This window comes from Gemmatimonadota bacterium (assembly GCA_016719105.1).
In the GTDB taxonomy this organism is placed as follows: Bacteria; Gemmatimonadota; Gemmatimonadetes; order Gemmatimonadales; family Gemmatimonadaceae; genus SCN-70-22.
This window is the reverse complement of the sequence record JADKAQ010000025.1, coordinates 97,996-118,680: the sequence shown is the minus strand read 5'-3', so window position 1 is coordinate 118,680 and position 20,685 is coordinate 97,996. Positions and strand designations below refer to the sequence as shown.

General features: G+C 70.3%; 17 protein-coding genes. 7 read left to right on the top strand and 10 right to left on the bottom strand.

Annotated features, from left to right (window positions below; all coding sequences use genetic code 11):
- Nucleotides 1-158: 158 nt before the first annotated feature.
- Nucleotides 159-782, bottom strand: a complete 624-nt coding sequence (locus IPN47_22035) for a PEP-CTERM sorting domain-containing protein (GenBank protein ID MBK9410678.1) — start codon at nt 780-782, stop codon at nt 159-161.
- Nucleotides 783-1,403: 621 nt separating this feature from the next.
- Here IPN47_22035 and IPN47_22030 point away from each other — a divergent pair.
- Entirely contained in the window at nt 1,404-2,738 is a 1,335-nt protein-coding gene (locus IPN47_22030) for an amidohydrolase family protein (GenBank protein ID MBK9410677.1), read from the top strand.
- A gap of 37 nt (nt 2,739-2,775) precedes the next feature.
- Here the strand turns inward: IPN47_22030 and IPN47_22025 are convergent, their stop codons facing one another.
- Complete coding sequence (locus IPN47_22025; protein MBK9410676.1) at nt 2,776-4,293, bottom strand: DUF4403 family protein; 1,518 nt, start codon at nt 4,291-4,293, stop codon at nt 2,776-2,778.
- A 118-nt stretch (nt 4,294-4,411) separates the two neighbouring features.
- Between IPN47_22025 and IPN47_22020 the strand changes: the two genes are divergently transcribed.
- The 6 genes from IPN47_22020 (at nt 4,412) to IPN47_21995 (ending at nt 9,988) form a co-directional block, all read left to right on the top strand.
- Nucleotides 4,412-4,951: a transcriptional repressor gene (locus tag IPN47_22020; protein ID MBK9410675.1), complete on the top strand. Its 540-nt coding sequence runs from the start codon at nt 4,412-4,414 to the stop codon at nt 4,949-4,951.
- On the top strand, nt 4,948-5,721 hold the full coding sequence (locus IPN47_22015; GenBank protein MBK9410674.1) for a ZIP family metal transporter: 774 nt from the start codon (nt 4,948-4,950) through the stop codon (nt 5,719-5,721). Before IPN47_22020 ends, IPN47_22015 begins: the two co-directional genes overlap by 4 nt.
- A gap of 122 nt (nt 5,722-5,843) precedes the next feature.
- On the top strand, nt 5,844-6,818 hold the full coding sequence (locus IPN47_22010; protein ID MBK9410673.1) for a ChaN family lipoprotein: 975 nt from the start codon (nt 5,844-5,846) through the stop codon (nt 6,816-6,818).
- Between the two features lie 69 nt (nt 6,819-6,887).
- Nucleotides 6,888-7,400 (top strand): phosphohistidine phosphatase SixA, encoded by a 513-nt coding sequence (gene sixA, locus IPN47_22005; GenBank protein MBK9410672.1) that lies wholly within the window; start codon nt 6,888-6,890, stop codon nt 7,398-7,400.
- Between the two features lie 3 nt (nt 7,401-7,403).
- A complete protein-coding gene (locus IPN47_22000) occupies nt 7,404-8,864 on the top strand; it encodes a CHAD domain-containing protein (protein ID MBK9410671.1) in 1,461 nt (486 codons plus the stop codon).
- Entirely contained in the window at nt 8,861-9,988 is a 1,128-nt protein-coding gene (locus IPN47_21995; GenBank protein MBK9410670.1) for a glycosyltransferase family 4 protein, read from the top strand. The genes IPN47_22000 and IPN47_21995 overlap by 4 nt, the downstream gene beginning before the upstream one ends.
- Nucleotides 9,989-10,012: 24 nt before the next feature.
- On the opposite strand, the gene IPN47_21990 is transcribed toward IPN47_21995, so the two are convergent.
- The 8 genes from IPN47_21990 to IPN47_21955 form a co-directional block, all read right to left on the bottom strand.
- Nucleotides 10,013-11,152, bottom strand: coding sequence for a glycosyltransferase family 4 protein (locus IPN47_21990; protein ID MBK9410669.1), 1,140 nt, complete (start codon nt 11,150-11,152; stop codon nt 10,013-10,015).
- A 60-nt stretch (nt 11,153-11,212) separates the two neighbouring features.
- Nucleotides 11,213-12,652, bottom strand: a complete 1,440-nt coding sequence (locus IPN47_21985) for an MFS transporter (protein MBK9410668.1) — start codon at nt 12,650-12,652, stop codon at nt 11,213-11,215.
- On the bottom strand, nt 12,630-13,520 hold the full coding sequence (locus IPN47_21980) for a lysophospholipid acyltransferase family protein (protein MBK9410667.1): 891 nt from the start codon (nt 13,518-13,520) through the stop codon (nt 12,630-12,632). Before IPN47_21980 ends, IPN47_21985 begins: the two co-directional genes overlap by 23 nt.
- Before the next feature lie 192 nt (nt 13,521-13,712).
- Nucleotides 13,713-14,870, bottom strand: a complete 1,158-nt coding sequence (locus IPN47_21975) for a TonB-dependent receptor (protein MBK9410666.1) — start codon at nt 14,868-14,870, stop codon at nt 13,713-13,715.
- Nucleotides 14,867-15,757: a TonB-dependent receptor plug domain-containing protein gene (locus tag IPN47_21970; protein MBK9410665.1), complete on the bottom strand. Its 891-nt coding sequence runs from the start codon at nt 15,755-15,757 to the stop codon at nt 14,867-14,869. Before IPN47_21970 ends, IPN47_21975 begins: the two co-directional genes overlap by 4 nt.
- 865 nt (nt 15,758-16,622) lie before the next feature.
- On the bottom strand, nt 16,623-17,546 hold the full coding sequence (locus IPN47_21965) for a hypothetical protein (GenBank protein ID MBK9410664.1): 924 nt from the start codon (nt 17,544-17,546) through the stop codon (nt 16,623-16,625).
- Nucleotides 17,547-17,614: 68 nt separating this feature from the next.
- The gene (locus tag IPN47_21960) at nt 17,615-17,788 is read right to left on the bottom strand and encodes a hypothetical protein (protein ID MBK9410663.1); all 174 of its coding nucleotides are present in this window, start codon (nt 17,786-17,788) and stop codon (nt 17,615-17,617) included.
- Nucleotides 17,789-17,986: 198 nt separating this feature from the next.
- Nucleotides 17,987-20,512 (bottom strand): protein kinase, encoded by a 2,526-nt coding sequence (locus IPN47_21955; protein ID MBK9410662.1) that lies wholly within the window; start codon nt 20,510-20,512, stop codon nt 17,987-17,989.
- Between the last annotated feature and the right edge of the window lie 173 nt (nt 20,513-20,685).

Genomic DNA, 20,685 nt, shown 5'->3' with positions numbered 1-20,685 from the left:
AATCGCGAGGAACGTAGGGACTCCACACTGTTAATCAGGAGGTCGCTGGTTCGAATCCAGCCGCCCCAGTTGTGCAGCGTGATGCGTCCCTGACGCACGAAAGCGGCGCTCCATCGGATGGAGCGCCGCTTTCGTTTGTCCGCCCGCCACCGCGATCGCTAGGCCGTCGGCGTCGCACTCCCCTTCCGGCGCCGGCGCCACGCCGCTCCGCCGACCCCAAACAACCCCGAGCCCACGAGGAGCATCGTCACCGGCTCCGGGGTCACCGAATACGTGTAGTCCCAGTGCTGGAGGTCGTCGCCCTTGGCCACGAGGTAGGCCCCCCGGATCTCCTTGATCTGGCCCAGGAGCGGAGGGGTTGGCGCGCAGTTCGTCTGGAAGTCGCAGAACGACCACGTCCCGTGCGTCGTGCTCACCTGGAAGGCCCAATGGACCTGCCCCCACCCCGGCGCGCCCGGGATCTGCAGTCCTCCCCAGCAGTTCTGCGGCGTCGCGCCGAACCCCGGGGGCGGCGACAGCGGCCCGCCGTTGGTCTCCCGGCAGACGCCGGGCAGCACGTAGGCGTAGAGCAGGTCGCCGGGGTTCGTGTCGTAGAGCCTAAAGGTCCAGAACGACGGCGTGCACCACTTCCTGGTCCCGAACGCGGAGCAGCCATAGGCGCTCACCTGTCGCTCGGTGTACGCGCCGGTGTAGCCGCCCCATCCCTGCGCGTGCGTGGGCCGGGGTGCGCTGCCTAACGCCAATGCCCCGATCGCCAACAATGTCCACCGTCGTCCATGCATGCGAGTCGCCCCCTGCTCGTGAGGCGCGCTGAGCCAGGGTGGCCCGCGCCGTTGGTGCCAATGTTGGCGTCACACCGAGGTCGGTCAAGCAGCGCATTGTGCCGCTCGAGGACGGCATCCCCTGCCGTAGGCACCCCGGCGTCACGTGCACGAGTGAACGTGCGTCACACCGCCGTTGTGCCCGAATCGTCAGCGGCAAACGCTGCCGACGCAACGCGGCGCACGTGCGACAGCGTCTTGCACTTCGCCGTGGCACGCGTGCCTCCCTTCGCGACTGGCGGACTCGTGCATACGTCGCCTGCGCTGAAGAGCGCCGGGCGTCCGGGCGCCAACCATCACGCCCGCCGCGCAGGGGCGCGCTCGCGTGCGGTGGCGCGCGGCACACCTAACGACACTCGCGCGACGTGCTGCATGGCACGATCGTGTGGAGCTTCTTGCCGCCGTAGTCGCCGGTGAGCACTACGCGGTCGTCGCCATCGATCGGACAGGAGTCGACCGACAACGAGAAGGCGGGGGCGCGCGCGATCCCTCTCGACGCGTCGGTGCCCTTGAGGGATCTTCCCCCTGTCAACGCGACCTCGCCTTTCGTCGTCCCTCCCTCGCACTCCCTTTCACAGACCGATGCGTCGTCTCTCGTCTGCTGCACGCGTCTCCACGTCGCTCCTGCTCTGCGCCTTCGTGCGCGTCGCCCACGCGCAGTCACCCACCGCGCCCCCATCATCTCCGGTGGTGCTTCGCGCGCAGCGACTCATCGTCGGCGACGGAACGACGATCGACCAGCCGGTGGTCATCGTGCAGGGGGATCGCATCATTGCCGCCGGCCCCGCCTCGTCCGTTGCTGTCCCACGCGGTGCACGGGTGATCGACCTGCCGGGGCACACGCTGCTCCCCGGGCTCATCGACAGCCACACGCACATCAACTCGTCGGACAGCGACGGCGGCGACATGGCGGTGCTCAGGGAGACCGGGGCGCATGCGGCGATCTACGGCGTCGTCAACGCGAAGAAGACGCTCGACGCGGGCTTCACGACGATTCGCGACGTCGGGGCGACCAACTACGCCGACATCGCGCTGCGCGACCTCATCGCCAAGGGGGTCGTGCCGGGACCGCGCATCTTCGCGGCCGGGCCGTCGCTCGGGATCACCGGGGGGCACGCCGACGTGAACGGGTGGAGTCCGTTGATCCAGATCCCCGGCACCGGGATGATCGTCGACGGCGTGGAGGGGATGCGCAAGGCGGTGCGGCAGAACATCAAGTTCGGGAGCGACCACATCAAGATCACGGCGACCGGCGGCATTCTGTCGGTAGGCGATGCCGTCAACCACGCGCAGTACTCCGAGGAGGAACTGCGCGCGGCGGTCGAGGAAGCGGCCCGGCTGGGGCGGAAGGTCGCGATGCACGCGCACGGGGCCGAGGGGATCGTGACCGCGGTCCGGGCCGGCGCCGCGTCGATCGAGCATGGATCGCTCATCGACGATGCCGGGATCGCCATCATGAAGGAGAAGGGGACCTTCCTCGTCCCCACGCTCATCATCCTCGATGAAATCGCACGCGACGGCGAGCAGAAGGGGGTCCCCGCCAACTCGATCGCCAAGGCGCGCGCCATCGAGGGCGATCGGCGCGTGCGCCTGCGCAAGGCGTGGCAGGCCGGGGTGCGGTTCGCCTTCGGCACCGACGCCACCGGCGACATCCATGGGCGCAACGCCCAGGAGTTCGCCCTCATGGTCGACCAGCTCGGCGCCACGCCGATGCAGGCCATCATCTCGGCGACGTCGAACGCCGCGACGCTCCTGGGAGCTCAGGCCGACCTGGGGACCGTCGCTGCGGGCAAGTTCGCCGACATCATTGCGGTCGCCGGGAATCCGCTCGACGACGTGCGCCGCCTGGAGCGGGTGGACTTCGTGATGAAGGTCGGGGCGATCTACAAGTCACCCGTCGCGACGACGACGAGGTAGCGCGGCGCCGTCGCGACCGCGTGTCACCGACCGTGTGTCACCTGCGGCGCGCCAGCGGGGCCTTCACGGTGATGGGGCGGGCGACCTCCATGCGGATCGCCCCGGTGGCGTCGGCGCGCACGTTGATCGCGTCGCGACGGGCCTGCACCACGACGTGCTGCACGCTGTCGAGCGACCCGACGAGCGACACCCCTTCGGTGAGGGTACGATTCATTCCCTTCACCGCCAGCGTGCGGAGCTGGTCGAGTCGGCCCAGCAGGGGGAAGCGGGCGTTGGCGCGGAGCAGGTCGCGGATCTGGTGGTCGCCCAGGAAGGCGACCCCCTTCACCAGCGCCGAGGCGGTGCGGAGGTCGTAGTCGAGGTCGGGAATGAGGAGCTGGTCGGCGGCGTTGTCGTAGGTCGGCGTCCCCGTCAGGTACACGAGACCGCGCGCCCCGCCATCGAACCGCACGCCTAACGCCACACGCCCCGCGCCGATGCCCGACAGCGTCACGTCGCGCAGCGTGATGGTGCGGTTGGCCCACTTGAGCGACTTGCCGACCAGGGCGCGCCGCAGCAGCCCCGTGGCCACGTCGTAGCCGAACGTCCCCTGCAGCGAGACCCGCAGCCCAGACCCGGTGAGCCCCGCGCGGGTGAGCGGCGGGAGCGGGGTGAACAGCTCGAAGTCGTTGGGGCGGTTCCCGGTCGCGATGCGTGGCGATGCCTCGAGCCGCAGGCGCGCGACGGCGAAGCCGCTGTCGACGTCGATCCCGCCCAGTTGCACCCGACGGGGGTTGATGGTGAGGTAGATCGAGTCGGTGAGCCGGATCGGGCGCGCGATGTCGCGCCACCAGCGCTCGAAGCGCGCGCGTGTGTTGACCTGCGCCAGGGCGCGGTCGAGCGTGCGCATCCGGGTGTCCAGTACCTCGCGCGTCGCCTTCATCACGCGATCGGTGACGTCGATGCGGAAGACCGTCACCGCGCACTTGTCACGCGTCTCCGTGCTGTACGGCACGACCCGCGTCACGCGCGACCGGGCGGCGAGCCCCCACGATTCTTCGAGCCGCAAGGTGCTCTCGATTCGCACGCGGGCGCGTGGCCTCGCCACGTTGCCCGTCCCGCACGCCGCGCTCACCTCGGGACCGATCGGCGGCTTGTACCAGCCGCGCCCCTCGTACTCCACCACGCTCGACACCGTTACCCGCTGCGAGTCGACCGCGATGACGAACGGCGAGCGCCGCGCGGCGAAGGCGATGTGCACCCGCTTGTTGTTCGGCACCTGGAGTCGTGTGTCGATGTCGCCGAAGGTGCGCGGCACCGACTGCTCCAGTGCATTCAGCGCTGGCGCCAGCTCGTAGCGGATCTCCGACTCGACCACCGAGGGCGGAAGCGTCGCCAGCGAGTCGGCGGCATCGGCGGTGACGTCGGGAGGCGGGGCATCGATGCTGGGCGAGCGATCGCACGCCGCCAGCAGCGCAGGAAGGATCAACGCGCGCGCCGCCACGTGCAAAGTCCGGCGCCGCGTGGCGCGCCGCAGCGCGCGACTCATGAGCTGCGCCATGCCCATGTCTCGCATCGCCCCCCTCGGCCGTCCCGTCGCCGCATGCTGGCGAGCGTCCCATCCGCGGCACCTCGTCATCCGGTGAAGGCTACCACGCGGGTACAGGCTGTCGAGCCCCGTAGGCTCGGCCGCCATGCCCGGCGGTCGCGGCCCCTCGTCCCCGGACGAGCGCTCGACCTCCCCCTCCGACCTCAGCAGCGCGGTGTCCGTCGTTCGCCCTCTCGCCCTCTCGTCTTCCCGTCTTCTCTTCTTCTCGTCTTCCCGTCGAAGTGAGAACGCGTTATCATTACGCAGAGTGACCACCGAAAGAAGGACCAGACAACGAGACGCCGTGCGCGCTGCCCTCGAAGCGACGCACGCCCCCATGCGCGCGCAGGACATTCACGCGCACGCCGCCCGCAAGGCGCCTGGGATCGGACTGGCCACGGTCTATCGGTCGCTCAAGGCGCTGATCGAGGCCGGGGACGTCGCGGTGGTCACCCTCCCCGGGGACACCCCGCGCTACGAGCTGGCCCACCTGCATCACCACCATCACTTCCACTGCCGGGCGTGCGGCGGCGTCTTCGAGGTGGAGGGGTGTCCGGGGGATCTGGCGGCCCTGGCGCCGAGCGGTTTCGCGGTCGATGGCCATGAAGTGGTGCTGTACGGGCGCTGTGCGCGGTGTGCGTCATGACTGGCGCCCTCGGAACCTGGGGTGCGTCGCTCGCCGCCGTCTTCGTCGCCAGCGCTGTCCCGCTGCTCGCGACCTGGTTCCTCGCCAGCCGGGCGGCACTCACGGCGCGCCTCGTGCCGCGCCTCATCATGGTCGCGGCCGGCGCCTTGTTCGGTGCCGCTGTCTTCCACCTTGTCCCCGAGGCGCTTCGAGACTCGTCGCCGTCGCGCGTGGCGGCGCTCGTCGCGGTAGGCGTCGCGGCGCTCGCCTTGATGGAGCGCTTCATCCACATGATGGAGCCGGCGGCCGGGACGCGTCGCGGTGACGAGCATGGCGCGCTGGGCCATCGCAGCCACCTCATGCCCCTCGGGATCGCCAGCGACGCCCTGCACAACACCATCGACGGGGCGCTCGTGGCCACCGCCTTCATGACGGACCCTTCGCTCGGCGTCTTCGCCGGGGCGGCCATTGCACTGCACGAACTCCCCCGCGAGCTCGGGACGTTCGCGATCTGCGTCGATGGTGGGATGTCGCCTCGGCGTGCGATCCTCGTGAACGCGGCCACCGGCGTCCTGGCCCTGCTCGGTGCGGTCATCGCGCTCAGCATCGGGGTCGACGCGCGACGGTTCGGGCAAGTCCTCCTCCCCTTCGCGGCCGGCAACTTCCTGTATCTTGCCGGGGCGATCCTCATCTCCCAGCGAGGCGAGCGTCGCGTCGGGAGTCTCTGGCTGCGGGCGACGTTGGTCGGGGTCGGGATCGCCATCACGGCGCTCGTGCGGGGGCTGCACTGATTCTGCGGCGCGGCGCGCCACCGCTGGAGATCCTGTCGCCTGATTGACCGCGGCGCGTCCGTAGGCGAGACTCGCTCGCCACCCACTGCGCGTCGACCTTCACCGTCGTTCCCACCGTCGTCATGACTTCCCGCTCACCGCGCGCGTTCTGTCTTGCTTCGCTGCTCACCCTGGGGGCCTGCGCCCGTGCTGGGGGGACGAGCGTCGCCCCAGCTCCGGCGCCGGAAAGCCGATACGTTGCCTCGGCGTCGGGACGTGACGTGGGGCTCGAGGGGACGCTGCGCCTGGCGGCGCGCGCCGACGTCGTCTTCTTCGGCGAGCAGCATGACGATCCTGGCACGCACCGCGCCGAGCTGTCGGTCCTCGCGGCCCTCGGGAGCGGATCACGCCCGGTGATCCTCTCGCTGGAGATGTTCGAGCGCGACGTGCAGGGCGTGCTCGACGCCTATCTCGCGGGGAAGATCGGCGAGGCGGAGTTCCTCGCCGGCTCGCGACCGTGGGAGCGTTACACCACCGACTACCGCGCGATGGTCGAGCTGGCCCGCGCGCGTGGGTGGCCGGTGGTGGCCTCCAACGTGCCGCGCCGCCACGCGAGTGCCGTCAGCCGCAAAGGACTCGCCGCCCTCGACTCGCTCCCGCCCGGCGAGCGCGCGATGGTGGGGCGTGAGATCGCCTGCCCTCGCGACGACCAGTACTACGCGCGCTTTGCCGAGAGCATGAAGGGGCACAGCGCCGGTGGCGGCCCGCCGAGTGCCGCGGATGCGGCGATGATGAAGAGCATGACGGAGCGCTTCTACGAGGCGCAGTGCATCAAGGACGAGACGATGGCCGAGTCGATCGTCGCGGCGCTGGCGGCGGCCCCGAAAGGGGCGGTCGTCCTGCACGTGGACGGCGCCTTCCACTCGGACTTCGGGCTCGGGACGGCGGCGCGTGTGAAGCGTCGGCGTCCGGAGCTTCGCACGGTCGTGCTCACGGCGGTCCCGGTCGACAGTGTGGCGACGGCGAAGGCGACCGAGTACGCGGAGCGTGGCGACATCGTGATCCTCACGCGCAAGCCGCCGGCGGTTCCCAAGGCGGCGGCGCCGGCCAAGCCGTAGCGCGCCGGGCCAGCGCGTCGCACGGCGCGGCTACATTTCGGCCCTGCAGTTCCGCTCGACTTCTGGGGAGTGACCATGCACCTGCTCGTGATCCGCCACGCGATCGCCGAGGACCGCGACGCCTACGCCGAGACTGGCGCGAACGACGACGAGCGCCCGCTCACCGCATTTGGGAAGCGGCGCATGCGCCGCAACGCCGAGGGGCTGCGCCGCACGGCGCCGCACATCGACTGTCTGGCGGCGTCGCCGCTGGTGCGCGCGCAGCAGACGGCACGCATCCTCGCCACCGAGTACCGGGTGAAGGACGTCGAGACGGTGGAGGCGCTGCGCCCCGACCGGCACCCTCGTGAACTGCTCACCTGGCTGGCGACGCAGTCGCCAGATGCAACGGTGGCGGTGGTTGGGCACGAGCCGCACGTCGGTCGGTTGGTGAGCTGGTGTGTGGCCGGGGTGGACGACTCGGCGGTCACGTTCAAGAAGGGCGGGGCGGCGCTCCTCGAGTTCGCGATGAAGCCGGCGGCGCGAAAGGGGCGGCTGCACTGGTTGCTCACGCCGGCCCAGCTTCGCGTGCTCGCGGAATAACGCGTGGCGTCCTTTCCCCCGTCGATTCTCGACGAAGACGAAGCGCGCGCGGTGCGTCTCGTGGCGCTGGCGCTCCTCGCGGATGCGGCCGCCCATCGCGAACGGCTGACGCAGCCTGGCGACCCGGAGGCGTTGCACGACTTTCGCGTGGCGGTGCGTCGGCTGCGCTCGTGGCTCAGGGCGCACGGCGGGACGCTCGCCCGCTCGGCGCCCAAGCGCGCCCAGAAGTGGCTGCGGCGCCTGGCGGGGGCGACGAATCACAGTCGGGACGCCGAGGTCTTTCTCGGATGGCTGGCGGCGGAGAAGGGGGCGCTGACCGACCGGCAGCGCGTGGGGGCGGCGTGGCTGCTCAAGCGATTGGGCGCCCAGAAGTCGGCGGCCGACGCGGAGGTGGTGGTGGAGGTGGCCCGCGACTTCGAGCGCGCGCGCGAACTGCTCGAGGAGCGCCTCCTGCACTTCGAGCTGCGCATGCATGTGCACGATGGGGCGCGCGTGACGACCTTTGCCGCCGCGATGGCGACGCTCGTGCGATCGCATGCGGCCTCGCTGCGCCGCCGGCTGGAGTCGGTGCGCACCGTGCACGACGTCGAGGGCGCGCACCGAGCGCGCATCGCCGGCAAGCGGCTGCGCTACCTGTTGGAGCCCATCGTCCCGCACGTCCCCGGCGGGAGCGAGGTGCTGGGGCACCTCAAGCGACTGCAGGACGCGTTAGGCGATTTCCACGATGCGCATGCCTGGCAGCTTGTGGTGGCCGACGCCGTCGAGCGGGCGGCGCGCGAGGAGGGGAAGCAGCTCGCCGCCGAGGCGACCCTCACCGCGGCGGCGACGCCGCGGCGATCGCGCGTGCGCAGCCCGCGTCCCGGGATGCTGGCGATCATCGCCCACATCCAGGAGCGCGCCGCCACGATGTTCGAGCAGGTGCAAGCCAGGTGGATCGGCGAGGCGGTGGCGCCGCTCTTCGACGGCGTGGAGCGGATCGCGGAGGCGCTCGACCTGCGAGCGCGGAGCGGACTGGAGATCGAACGGAAGTACCTGCTGCATGCCCTGCCGTCCCCGATGCCCGAGGCGACGATCCAGGAAATCGAGCAGGGGTACCTGCCCGGGGAGCGCCTCATCGAGCGCGTGCGCCGGGTGCGGGTGGGCGACGCCGAGCGCTACTATCGCACGGTGAAGCTGGGGGCGGGGCTCGTGCGCACCGAAGTGGAGGAGGCGTGCTCGCGCGAGCTGTTCGACGTGCTGTGGCCGCTGACGGAGGGGAAGCGCGTGGCCAAGCGACGGCACGTGGTGGCGGACGGTGCGCTGCACTGGGAGATCGACGAGTTCACCGATCGCGCGCTGGTGCTGGCCGAGATCGAGCTGCCGGCAGCGGGGATCACCTGCGAGTTCCCCGCCTGGTTGATGGCGGCGATCGAGCGCGAGGTGACGGACGATGCGGCGTACGTGAACGCGCGCCTGGCCTGCTGAAGCGCGGCGTGCGCGTTTTCGTCGTCACCAACGACTTCCTGCCGCGTGTGGGCGGGATCAACGACTACGTGGCCCAGCTCTTTCGGCGCCTTCCGGCCGGGGAGGTGACCCTCTTCTCGTCGACCTATCGCGGCGCGGCGGAGTTCGACCGGGGCTATCCGCAGGAGGTCATCCGCCTCGACACCGAGATGATGCTCCCCACGCCGGCCGTTCGCCGCCAGCTGCACGCCGTGCTGCGCGAGCGCCGCCCCGACGTGGTGCTCTTCGGCGCCTTGTGGCCGCTGGGGCACATGGGGCCGGCCGTCAGCCGCAAGCTGGACATCCGCTATGGCGGCTTCTCGCACGGGCTGGAGCTCACCGGTGCGCTCGTGCCCGGGCTGCTGGGGCATGTCGGGAGCCGGGCGTCGCTGCTGACGGCGGTGAGCGATTGGGCGCGCCGCAAGCTGGAACCGGCGTTCGGGCAGCGCATGCACCTGCTCCCGTCGGGGATCGACACCGGCGCCTTCCATCCGGCGGTCTCGGACGCGTTCGTGCGCGAGCGGCACGCGTTAGGCGATGCCCCGGTCGTCTGCTGCGTGTCGCGCCTGGTGGCCCGCAAGGGACAGGACATGCTCATCCGGGCGCTGCCGCGCCTGACGCAGGCGGTGCCGGGGGTGCGGCTCCTGGTCGTGGGCGGAGGGCCCTACGACGCGGCGTTGCGCGCGCTGGCGCAGCGAACCGGGGTGCACGACCGCGTCACCTTTGCCGGCGCCGTCCCGTACGCCGAGCTCCCGTCGTACTTTCGTGCCGGCGACGTCTTCGCGATGCCCTGCCGTTCACGCCTGGGCGGGCTCGACATCGAGGCGTTAGGCGCGGTCTTCCTGCAGGGGCAGGCAGTGGGGCGCCCGGTGGTGGTCGGCAACTCCGGCGGGGCCCCGGAGGCGGTAAAGGACGGCGAGACCGGCGTGGTGGTCGATCCCGACTCGCCCGACGCGATCGCCGACGCGATCGCGCCGCTCCTCATCGACCGGGTCCGCGCCGGGCAGATGGGGCGGGCCGGCGCCGCCTGGGTGCATGACGAGTGGAGCTGGGACGCCATGACGCGCCGGCTGCAGCGCCTCCTGTCGGAGTCGCTCCCCGCCTAACGTCGTCGCCCGGCGCCTGGCCGCTTACGCCCCCGCCAGCACCGGCTCGCGACGCTGGATGCCCGCGAGCTTCTCGTACACGAGTTCGAGCTCGTCGATGATGCTGTCCCACGCGTAGGCCTGCGCGCGCATCGCCCCGTTGGCCCCGAGGCGCGTGCACTCCTCGGGATGGTCGAGCAGGTGCGCGATTCCCTGGGCGAGCGCCTCGGCGTTGGAGGGGGTGACCAGGAGCGACTCGCGTCCGTCGCGCGCCACGTCGCGGTAGCCGGGGATGTTGCTGGCCACCACGGGCAGCCCCGCCGCCATTGCCTCCACCAGCACGATCCCGAACGACTCCGCCCCCGTTGCCGGAGAGATGAAGATGTCGGCGGCCCGATGGTACGTCGGAAGCGCCTCGTACGTCACCTTGCCCTTCATGTGCACGCGCGAGCGCAGGTCGGCCGGGATCTCGTGTACGGCGTCACGCTGCGGACCGTCGCCAACGACGATGAGGCTCAGGTCGGGATAGCGCGGCGCCAGCTTGATAAAGGCCTGCATCGCGAACGGGAGCCCCTTGCGAGGGTCGAGCCGGCCGACGAACAGGAGCTTGCGCCCGGCGGGGACGTCGCGCGCGGGCTCGGCCGAGGCGAAGCGATCCACCTCGACGCCGTTCGGGAGGATCTTCACGTCCCCCTTGCCCATGCGCCCCTTGGCCGAATGCCGCGCTGCCTGGCTCACCGCGATGCGCTGGTGGACGCGATGCCACGTGGGGCGCAGCAGCGGCGCGAGCGCGGTGTAGACGCGCCCCTCCCGCGTCTCGCGCGGATAGTAGGAGTGAAAGGTGCCGACGACAGGGGCCGGCGCCGACCAGGTCGCCTTGAGCCCGAGGCCGGGCGCGAAGGGCTCGTGCACGTGCACCACGTCGGGGGCGAAGGCGCGCATCGCCCGCGCGAGGTTGCGCATGGTGCGCGGCGACATCGAGATCTGCGCCGTCGACCCGTTGGACCAGGTCGTGAAGGTGCGGCCGACGATGTGCACGTGTCCGTGCCGCCCGGGGACGTCGCCAGGTGCAAGCACGAGGACCTCGTGCCCGCGTTCCTGCAAGTGCCTGGTCAGCTGGCGGATGTGGATCTGCACACCGCCTGGGGCGTCCCAGCTATAGGGGGAGACCTGGATGATCCGCATGCGGGAGGTGGAGAAAGGGGGGAACGTCAGTCGGTGAAGGTCACGTGCTTGCGCTTCGCCTTACCCCTGCGCGCTGCGTCGTCGGTCGGCAACCAGCGAAAGCTGCCCCGCGACCCCGGCGGTCAGGATGGCCAACCCGACGCCGGCGAGTGCCAGGCGATACGGTTCGGCCACTCCAAACAGCCCGAGCAGGTAGATCGTCCCCCCAACCAGGAGCGCCGACAGCATGAAGACGCCGGCCAGGATGAGGTCCTTCGTGGAGAATATGAGCGCGCGCGCCGTCGGCGGCGCGTTTTCGTGCAACAACGTGTCCTGCGATACCATCACCGGGGCGAGCAACGCCCCGCCCAGGAAGGCGACGGGGGCGAACATCCCAAAGGAGAAAAACACCCCGGCCACGATCATCAGCAACCCGATGATCGTGTTCCCCACCAGAATCGTCTGCCGCTTGTCCCACCGGCTTCCGACCGTCCCCACCAGCAGCGATCCCACGATCATGCCGGCGCCGAGGGTCCCGCCCAGATACCCCACACCCTTCGTGCCGCGTCCCATCACGGTCTGTACCGAGTAGGTCATGACGACGTAGATCGTGCTGGCAAAGAGGGCGAGGGCGATGAGCGAGCCGAAGACGAAACGCATGGCACGATCGGTCCGGACGACCGCCAGCGTACGCACCACGTCTCCTACGATGGTCCGGAGCGACCGTTTCAGCCGCAGCTCGGGCGGTAGTGCGGCTGGCGACGCCACGGGCGCCGCCGAGCGACTCCCGCCCACCACGATCGCCAGGAGGGTGAGGACCGAGATGAGGTATGACCCGGCATCGAGATAGAAGCCGGCGGCGTAGTCGCTCCACCCGAACCGATGCCAGAACGTCATCCCGATAATCACCCCGCCTCCGACGATCCCCGCCACGGTGGCGAAGCGCCCGACAAAGGTGAGCGCCGCGTTGGCCGCGAGAAGGTGGGGGCGCGGAACGAGTTCGGGGATGAGCGCCATCTTCGCGGCATTGAAGAAGACTCCGAGCAGAAAGACAACGAATGCCACGAGATAGACCGGCCACAGTCGTCCGGTTGCCGCAAAGAGGGACGGGATCACGGCGACAAGGAGCGTTCGCGCCGCGTCGCAGGCAATCATCACGGTCCGCTTGTTCCAGCGGTCGACCAGCGCGCCGGCGATCGGGCCGAACAGGACGACCGGGGCCGTGAAGACGACGGAGAGCTTCGCGAGCTCGAGCCCCCCGGCATTCGTGGCCGCTGCCGCCCCGACGAGCGCGATGAGCGCCATGTGATGGAGCTTGTCGCCGAGTTGCGAGACCGTCTGCCCGGTGACCAGGAAGGCGAAACGCGGACGGGCCAACACGGTGGCGATCGTCGCCCGCGACTCGCCCGACTCCTCCGCCCCTGGCGCCGTTGACGACGACGCTCCCCCGCCGCGCGCGGTCTCGCGCGCGGCGGGGGGCGTCGGGTCGACGAGGAGGTCAGTCTCGGGAGGGAGTGTCACGCCGGATCCACTCGGGTTGAAACACGAACCACTGATCTGGGTGTGCCTGTACTGCGGCCGCCAGTCGCTGGGCGACCTGGCCGGTGAGCGCATCCCGGTCTCGCGACGTGTCGCCGGTCGGCGTCGCGGAGATCGGCGCTTCCAGTCGCACAAGATAGCGGGGGCCGCGTCCGCGGTTTCGTGCGATGTGACCCGTAACGATCGGGGCACCGGTAGCGAGCGCGAGTGCCGCCGGCCCGGTGGGCACTGCGCGCACCCCGTCGCCGAACGGGACGGCGAGCCCCTCGGAACCGCGCCCCACCACGCGATCGGCGACCAGCAGCAGGATCTCGCGATCGCGCAGGACGCGGATCGCGGCGCGCAACCCGCCACTGCGGGAGATGAGCTTCATCCCGGTCGCCTTGCGATAAAGCGCCATCGCCGCGTTGGTCTCCGGGTCGATGTCTTCGACCATGGCATGCACGGGATACCCCGCCAGCGCCAACCAGGCTCCCCCGAATTCGTACGGACCGAGGTGGGCCGTGGCAACGACGACCCCTTTGCCGAGCGCCAACGCGGCGTCGAGGTGCTCCCGCCCCTCGATCCCGATCAGTTGCTCGATCTCCGCCGGCTGCATCGTGGGGAGGTGAAACAGGTCGACGGCGGCATCGAGCAGGTTGCACATGGTGCGCCGTGCCTGCCGTCGCTGCGCGGCGGGCGACGCGTCAGGGGCGATGTGCCGCTGGTTCTCCAGCAGGACCGCCCGTCGGCCGCGGGCCAGACCAAAGGCCAGCGCTCCGACGAGGCGTGCCAACCAGTGCACCGGCGCCGCCGGGACGACTCCGAGCAAGCGTACGGCCAGCCGCACCACCGGGGCGGAGGGGATCATGCGCCCAAAGATGCCGAGCGGGCGGGGAGGGCGGCACTGCCGTCCTCCCCACCGGAGGGGCGACGATTCGGAGTGGTGTGTCCCTGGTTCGCGAATTCGAAGCGGGCGCGCACCGCGAGAAGGGACGCCGCATGGGCGGGAGCATGCTGTGGCACGCCCCCGCCCAGCGGCAACGGGAGCTGACGCGCCGACTCAGAACGCTCGACTCAGGCGCAGGTACCCGTTGCGCCCGGGGCGAATGAGCAGCATCGGATCGACGTGCGCCCGATAGGCGCGGTCGAGGACATTGTCGATTCCGACGGTCGCCTGCACGGAGGCGATGGTGACGCCCCCGCGAAGGTTCAGCACCCCATATCCGGGCGTTACCCGTTCGCCGGCGTCGAGTGCGAAACGCTCCTGGCGTGCCGCAGCGCGTCCCTCGACTTCGAGCCACCGATGGATCGCTCCGGGCGTCAGACGAATCGCGAGACTGCCCTCGAGCGGCGGCGTCGCGGCCAAGGGTGACGACGCGATCAAGTTCTCGCCACGCACGTACGTCAGGGCGCTGCGGGCCCGCACGCGTGGTCCGAGACCCAGTTCAGATGAGGCGGAGATGCCCTGCAGGAGCGCTTCACTGACGTTGGCATACTCGCGGATGGGTCTGCCGTTCAGCGAGTCGCCGAGCGCCAATCGTGGGGACATGAGGTTTCGCAGCTCGTTGCGGAAGACGGTCACGGAAGCCGCCGCGCCGCCCCACAGCCTCCCCGTTCGAAACGCGAGTGTCGCTTCGAGATTGCGGTTGGTCTCCGCCACGAGCGTCGGCGATCCGCGATAGACGAAGCCGTCCGGACGCAGGGCCAATCCGTACAGTTCCGTGGGGTCCGCGATGCGGTAGCCCCAGCCTAACGAAACGCGGGCGTCGAAGCCGCCGCCGAGTGCTGCGCGAGTGCCGATGTTACCGGTGGTGATCCAGTCGGTCGAGGACTTTTCCGCATCGGCCTGCCGACCAGTGCGGTCCAGTCGCAGTCCGGCGGTCGTGCTGAACCGCGGAGTCAGGGCGAATTCCCCCTGGCCGAACAGCCCGAGGTCGCTCACCCGCACGCCTGGCCACGTGCGAAACGCGATCGTGCTCGGCGTACCGACTGCTCCACCGGACGACGAGATTCGCTGCGTCTCGTTCCAGCGGGTCGCCTCGGCATCCCACAGCGTCAGGTCGGTGCCGAGGTCGAGGTGACTGCGTCTCGTGGGTACGAGCCGCAGTTGCGCGCGGCTGCCAGACGTGATGGAATGCGAACGCGCGTCCGTCTGCGATCGCATCGTCATGGGCATCCCGGTTGGCGACGTCATCGGCATCGTCATGTCGATGGTCATGTAGTGGTCCAGTCGCTGGACGAAGGCCCGTGCCGACAGCGCATCCACGGCGGGTGCGCGACCTGCCAACCGTAGTCGAGGGCCACGGAGTGCCGCCGCTCGCTCGGGATTGCGGCGCCGGTCATCGCGGGCCAGCCGATGTCGCGTCCTTCATACAGTGACGTGCTCAGTGCGAGGCGCTGCGACGGTGTCGGGGCAACGCCAAACGTCAGCGCGGCGGTGCCGTCGCGGTACCCGGAGCCGACGACGCGCCCGATCGGCGCGCGGTAGTCGGAGTAGTCGGAGGCGTCGACCGCCGCCGACACGTCGAATCGGGTGCGACGTAGCGCCAGACTCGCACCGACCGAGGCGCCAGGGGTGGCCGTCGCCCCGGCGGCCCGGAACTCGCCGTGCCATCCATCGGCGACAGCAGGTCGCTTCGTGACGACGTTGATCACGCCGCCGATGTTCCCCGATCCGTAGAGCGTCGAACCAGGCCCCGAAAGGACCTCAACACGTTCCACGGTAGCGGGATCCACGGTGGACAGTCCCTGGTCCATGCCGAAGGTGCAGGCGCGGTTTACTCGAGCCCCGTCGACCATGACCGTCACGCGCTCACCGCCGAGTCCGCGCAGCAGCGCCCGAGATCCCCATTCGCCCATGCGCTGGAGCGAGATGCCCTCGATGCCCTCCATGCGCTCCGCCAGCGACGAGCCGCCGCGCGTCGCGATCGTGCTGCGACGGAGGAGCGAGGTGGTGAGCGCAGAGCCCTCGCCAAGGTCGTTCGCGTTGACGCTGCTGACGGCGATGGCGTCGAGCAGGGTTGGTTTCGGAGCCAGTGAGACGACGGCGGGGACGGCGTCGGCCCCCAGCGCGAGCGTCGTGTAGCCAAGGCGCTGGAACGTCACGAGCGCGGTGTCACTCGTGACGCGGACGGAAAATCGACCCGCGGAATCCGAATACGAGTGGAAGCCGCCGCTTCCGACGAGGACCCCGGAGAGCGGCAGGTGTGTGTCAGCGGACTGCACAATCCCGGTACGGCGCGTCACGCGCTGGGCTGCCAGCGCAGACCAGTGCGGAGTACCGAGTACGAGGGCGAGTAGAACAATCGAGCGAAGGACGCGACGAGGCCTGGGCGTGCGAGAGGCCCATCCATTGCTGAGGGAACGCATGATGACTCCTGGTGAGCGACGGCGCCGTCGGCGGATTGCCGGCAGTGGCGTGTTAGGTAGCGACCAGGAATCTCGGTGGGGCGGTGGACGGCGGGAGGAGATGCGCGAAGCGCGTCCGCTGGACCCCCGTGGACAGCACGTAGGAGGTGACGCGATGAGCCGCAAGCTGTGCGCCTTCGCTTGCGACCCGCGTGGCAAGGCCGGGCGCCGAGGTGCAGCAACAGGCACCAAGGCAATGACAGAGGGAGGCATCGCCCTCAGCCGGCACGTCGTGCGACGCGGACGGCGTCGCTGCATCCGCGCTCGCGTCGTGCCGATGACACTTCCCGCCCGATGCGCGACTGCCCGGGTCTTCGAGCGCGACCCGGTCCGCGGCTGTCACATGCGCGTCGCCATGGCGGCACGGCCCGGCAGACATCCCGTAAAGGGTTGTCAGCGCTGTGACGACCGAGACCACCTGACGCGTGCGAGCGAGGAACGTCATGCGAGAATAGTCGAAGCTTGCTGATCATCTCGCGTGGGGTGAACCCGGAGCATCGTGTCCGACCTTTCCTGTATCAGTTCCTCCACTTTCTCTGTGAGGATCTGGATCCGGCGGACATCAGCTCGTTGCTCCACCGGGTGGCGTCATCGAGCGCGGCGTGAACGAGATCGGAGTATGCCGCCCCGCCACCAGCTGACGGATCGCCGCGGCGAGCCGACGCGGCGCCGAAGGGTGGAAGGCCAGGAAGAGGTCGGGCTCGACCATCTCCAGCTCCATCAGCATCAACTCGCCGTCGACCTCGCACGCGTCCACGCGGGCGTACAGCCACTGTCCTGGGAGGTGCGCCAGCACGTCCTCCGCCTGCGCCACCAGCCCGGCGCGCGGCGCCTCGGCCATCACGCTCCCGCCAAAGTCCGACTGCACGCGGAACTCGCCGGCGCGAGGGCGCTTCTTCACGGCGTGACTGTACTGCCCGCTGAAGTAGATGAGCGACCACTCCCCATCGTCGAGAATGGCGGGGACAAAGGGCTGTACGATCGTATCGCGGGCGGCGACCAGCGCCGCGAAGTCGGCTTCGTGCGCCGCGTGCTCTCCGGCGCGGGCGCGCGCGGTCCGAAACCCCGATGCGGAGACGCACGGCTTGTAGACCACGTCGGTCCATCCGGTGTCGCCCAGGACCTCGGCGAGCGTCGCCGGATCGCCGCGCTCGATCGCCACGGTGGGGACGGTCGATACCCCGCGAACCGCGAGGTCGAGCAGGTATCGCTTGTCCATGTTCCACCGCAGGACCCCGGCCGGATTCCAGAGCGGAATCCCGAGGCGCTCGATGTGCGCGAGCCAGGCCTCGAAGTCGTCCGGACGGAGATGATAGTCCCACGCGGACCGGACGACGATGCCGTCGTATCGCGACCAGTCCACGAGCGGTGAGTCCCACACCGCACTCTCCACCGCCACGCCATGCTGCCGGAGCTCGGTCACGGCGAGACGGTCGTCTTCGCTGAGTTGGGGGAGGGCGCGATACGTGACGAAGGCGATGCGCATTCGGCGTGGGCGAAACGATGACGGGTCGAGGTAGGGTGATGGCGGTGCGGACGTCAGCTGCGCGGACGTCAGCTGCGCGACGGATCGCTGCTGAGTCGCGTCGATCCGCGCCGCGCTTCGCTCACGTACGGTTGCAGCGCCGCATCGGCGTGACGCCACGCGTTGGCCACATAGAGATACGCGTCGATGGCCTTGGGGCGAACCCCAGCCTTTCGTTCACGCGAGCGCGCTCGAGCATCCACAGGATCCGCAGCGCGGGCCACGCCAGAAAGTCCTGGTCGAGGATGGCGGCGGCTTCTCTGTCACGCTTCGTGGCCGACAGGAGGAAGGCGAGCGGAAGGCGCGTTTCCCAGCACCACCTGCGCACGCGGAGTCGGCGAAGGTGAGCGCGACGATGGCGGTGCTGGTGTCGCCGCGTGCCAAGGCGCGCAGTCCCGGGATCAGCGGCGAGGAAGCCCGGGATCCCGCCGGCCGCCGCCAGCTGCATGGCGCGTTCGAGGCGCACGCCGTCGCCGCTCAGCGACCAATAGACCGAGGCGGCGGCAATCCGACCCGGCGGGCGCGGGTCGTCGAGCCATCCATCGAAGATTCGTGCGGCGCTGTCGGGGCGCACGGCGCGCAACAGCGTCGCCTCGAGTAGCGCGATGGCCTGCGTCGAGTCGGCCAGCGCCAGCGCCTGTGCCACATGACCGCGCAGCAACAGCGTGGAGGCGTAGGCCGTGCGCGCCTCGCGCGTGCCAGGCTGGCGGGGGCACGACCGGCACGAGATGCCCCTGCCAGAGCGAGCGCGACATGGATACCTGCGTCTCGGCCGAGTCCATGAGCGGGACGAGCATGGAGAAGGCTGACTGCAAGACCTCGGCGCCGGCGCTCGCGACGACGGAGTCACCAGTGGCAGACGGCCGTGCGCGCGAGTCCATGAGCTGCTGCACGAGGCGCACGCTGCGCCCATGCACGTCGTGCGGACCGAGGGCGAGGTACGCGAGTGCCGACCGGCGCATGGTCGCCACGTCCTGGTCGTGCGCGGCGAGTTCGAGGTGGTGGATGTAGGCCGGGGCGAAGGCCGAGTCGAGGGCGATGGCGCGCTCGAAGGCGTCGCGGGCCGTTCGCATCGTGCTCTGCGAGGGAAAGACGAAGCGGGTGAAGTGATAGTGCACGTCGCCGAACTTGAACCACATCTCCGGGTCGTCGGGAAAGCGGCGCACCCCGTCGTCGAGGAGTGCGGTGACGCGGCGGACCAGGGCGGTGCGGGGGGGGATGGATTGCCGGGGATCCGACAGTTGCAACGCGGCGAAGATCGAGTCGGCGGCGACGAGGAGCGACTCGCGAGGGGCGAGTCCCCGATTGAGCGCCCCGGCCTGCAGGGCGTAGCGGTACCCCTCGTTGGAGAGTTCGAGCTGCGGCGTCAGGCGCCAGCCGAGCGCGTTGCTGAGGTGGCGGAGGGCGGGGGCGAAGGTGGAGTCGAGGGCGACGGCTCGCTGGTAGTGGGAGGCGGCCGAGTCCCAGTCGCTGCGCCGGTAGGACTGCTCCCCCTGGAGGTAGGCCTTGAGGGCGGGGAGCGAGGACGAGCCTAACGATGCGAGGCGAGTGGCCCCGATGGCGCGCGTGCGCCCGAGCTCGCGCAGGATGGCCATCGAGAGCGAGTCGGCGAGGCGATCCATGCGCGCCGTCTCGTCACGCCACTGCACGTCGGTCGCGCGTCCGGTCGCCGTTTCGACGATCGTCGCGGTCACCCGCACCGAGTCGCGCCCCGAGGCGATCAGGCTCCCGTAGATGGTAATGCCGGCGCGTGTGCGCTCGGCGAGCTGGCGGGCGCCGGTGCGGTCCATGCGCGCGGGGGCACGGCGCAGCACCACCGAGGGCGGGACGACACGCAGCGGCCCCGCGCCATCGAGGTTGCTGGTGAGGAGGTCGACCAACCCCTCGCGCCAGACGCCGAGGTCGGTGCCTAACGCCTCGAACGGGGCGATGGCCACGAGGTTGGCGTTGGGGGCCTCGGGGCGCTCTCGGCGCAGGAAGGCGACGCCGGCCAGCGTCGCGAGGGTGGCGACGCCAAGGACGAGTGCGAGCCGGCGCCGGGCGGGCACGGGCGCCGCCGCGCGCCCCCCCGACAGGGAAGTCGCCAGTGCGTCGCCGAAGGCGCCGGCCCCCTGGAACCGATCGGCGGGGCGCTTGGCCAGCGCCTTGCCTAACGCGTCCGCCACGCCTCGCGGCGTGTCGGCGCGGAGCCCCCGCACCGGTTTTGGCGGCTCGTGGAGGTGCGCCGACATGACCGCCATGGGTGAGTCACCGGTGAACGGCGGGGCGCCGGTGAGCATCTCGTAGCCGATGATCGCCAGCGAGTAGAGGTCCGAGCGCCCGTCGATGTCGGCGTCGCCTGCGGCCTGTTCCGGCGACATGTAGCCGGGGGTCCCGACGGCGATCCCTCCTCCGTCAGGCGCGTCGTCCCCGCCTGGTGGAGGGGTTGCGGGGCGCGCCAGCACCGCCGAGATCCCGAAGTCGGCAAGGACGGCGTGTCCATCCGAGAGCAGGACGTTCTCGGGCTTGAGGTCGCGGTGCACGATCCCCTTCTCGTGCGCGAAGGCCAGGGCGCTCCCCAACTCGGTGAGGATGCGCACGGCGTCCTCGACCGGGAGCCGTCCCTCGCGCCGCAGGCGGTGTCGCAGCGACTCCCCCTCGATGTAGGGCGTGATGAAGTAGAGGAGCCCCCCATTGGTCCCGGTGGAGAGGACGGGGAGGATGTGCGGGTGCTGCCCGAGGACGGCCGTCACCTGGAACTCGCGCCGGAATCGGGCGGCGAGCACCTCGCTCGTGAGCTCGGGGGCCAGCAGCTTGATGACGACGGAACGGCCGAGGGCGACTTCCGTCGCGAGGTAGACGCGACTCATGCCGCCGCCGCCGAGCTCGCGCTCGACGCGGTATCCGCTTCCGACGGCAGCCTGGACGCGCTCCTGCAGCTCGCTCACGGGGGGGAGGGAGGGTGGCGGACGACGCGGAAGCTAACCGGCGGCCCCGACCCTGCTATGCCGAAGCGGGGAAGAGGTTCCGGAAGCGGTACCCGAGCACCATGATTCCCGTCGTCCTGTCGTCGTTGTGTCGTCGTCCCGTCTCTCCTTCGTCCCCGGCAATGGGTCTAGAG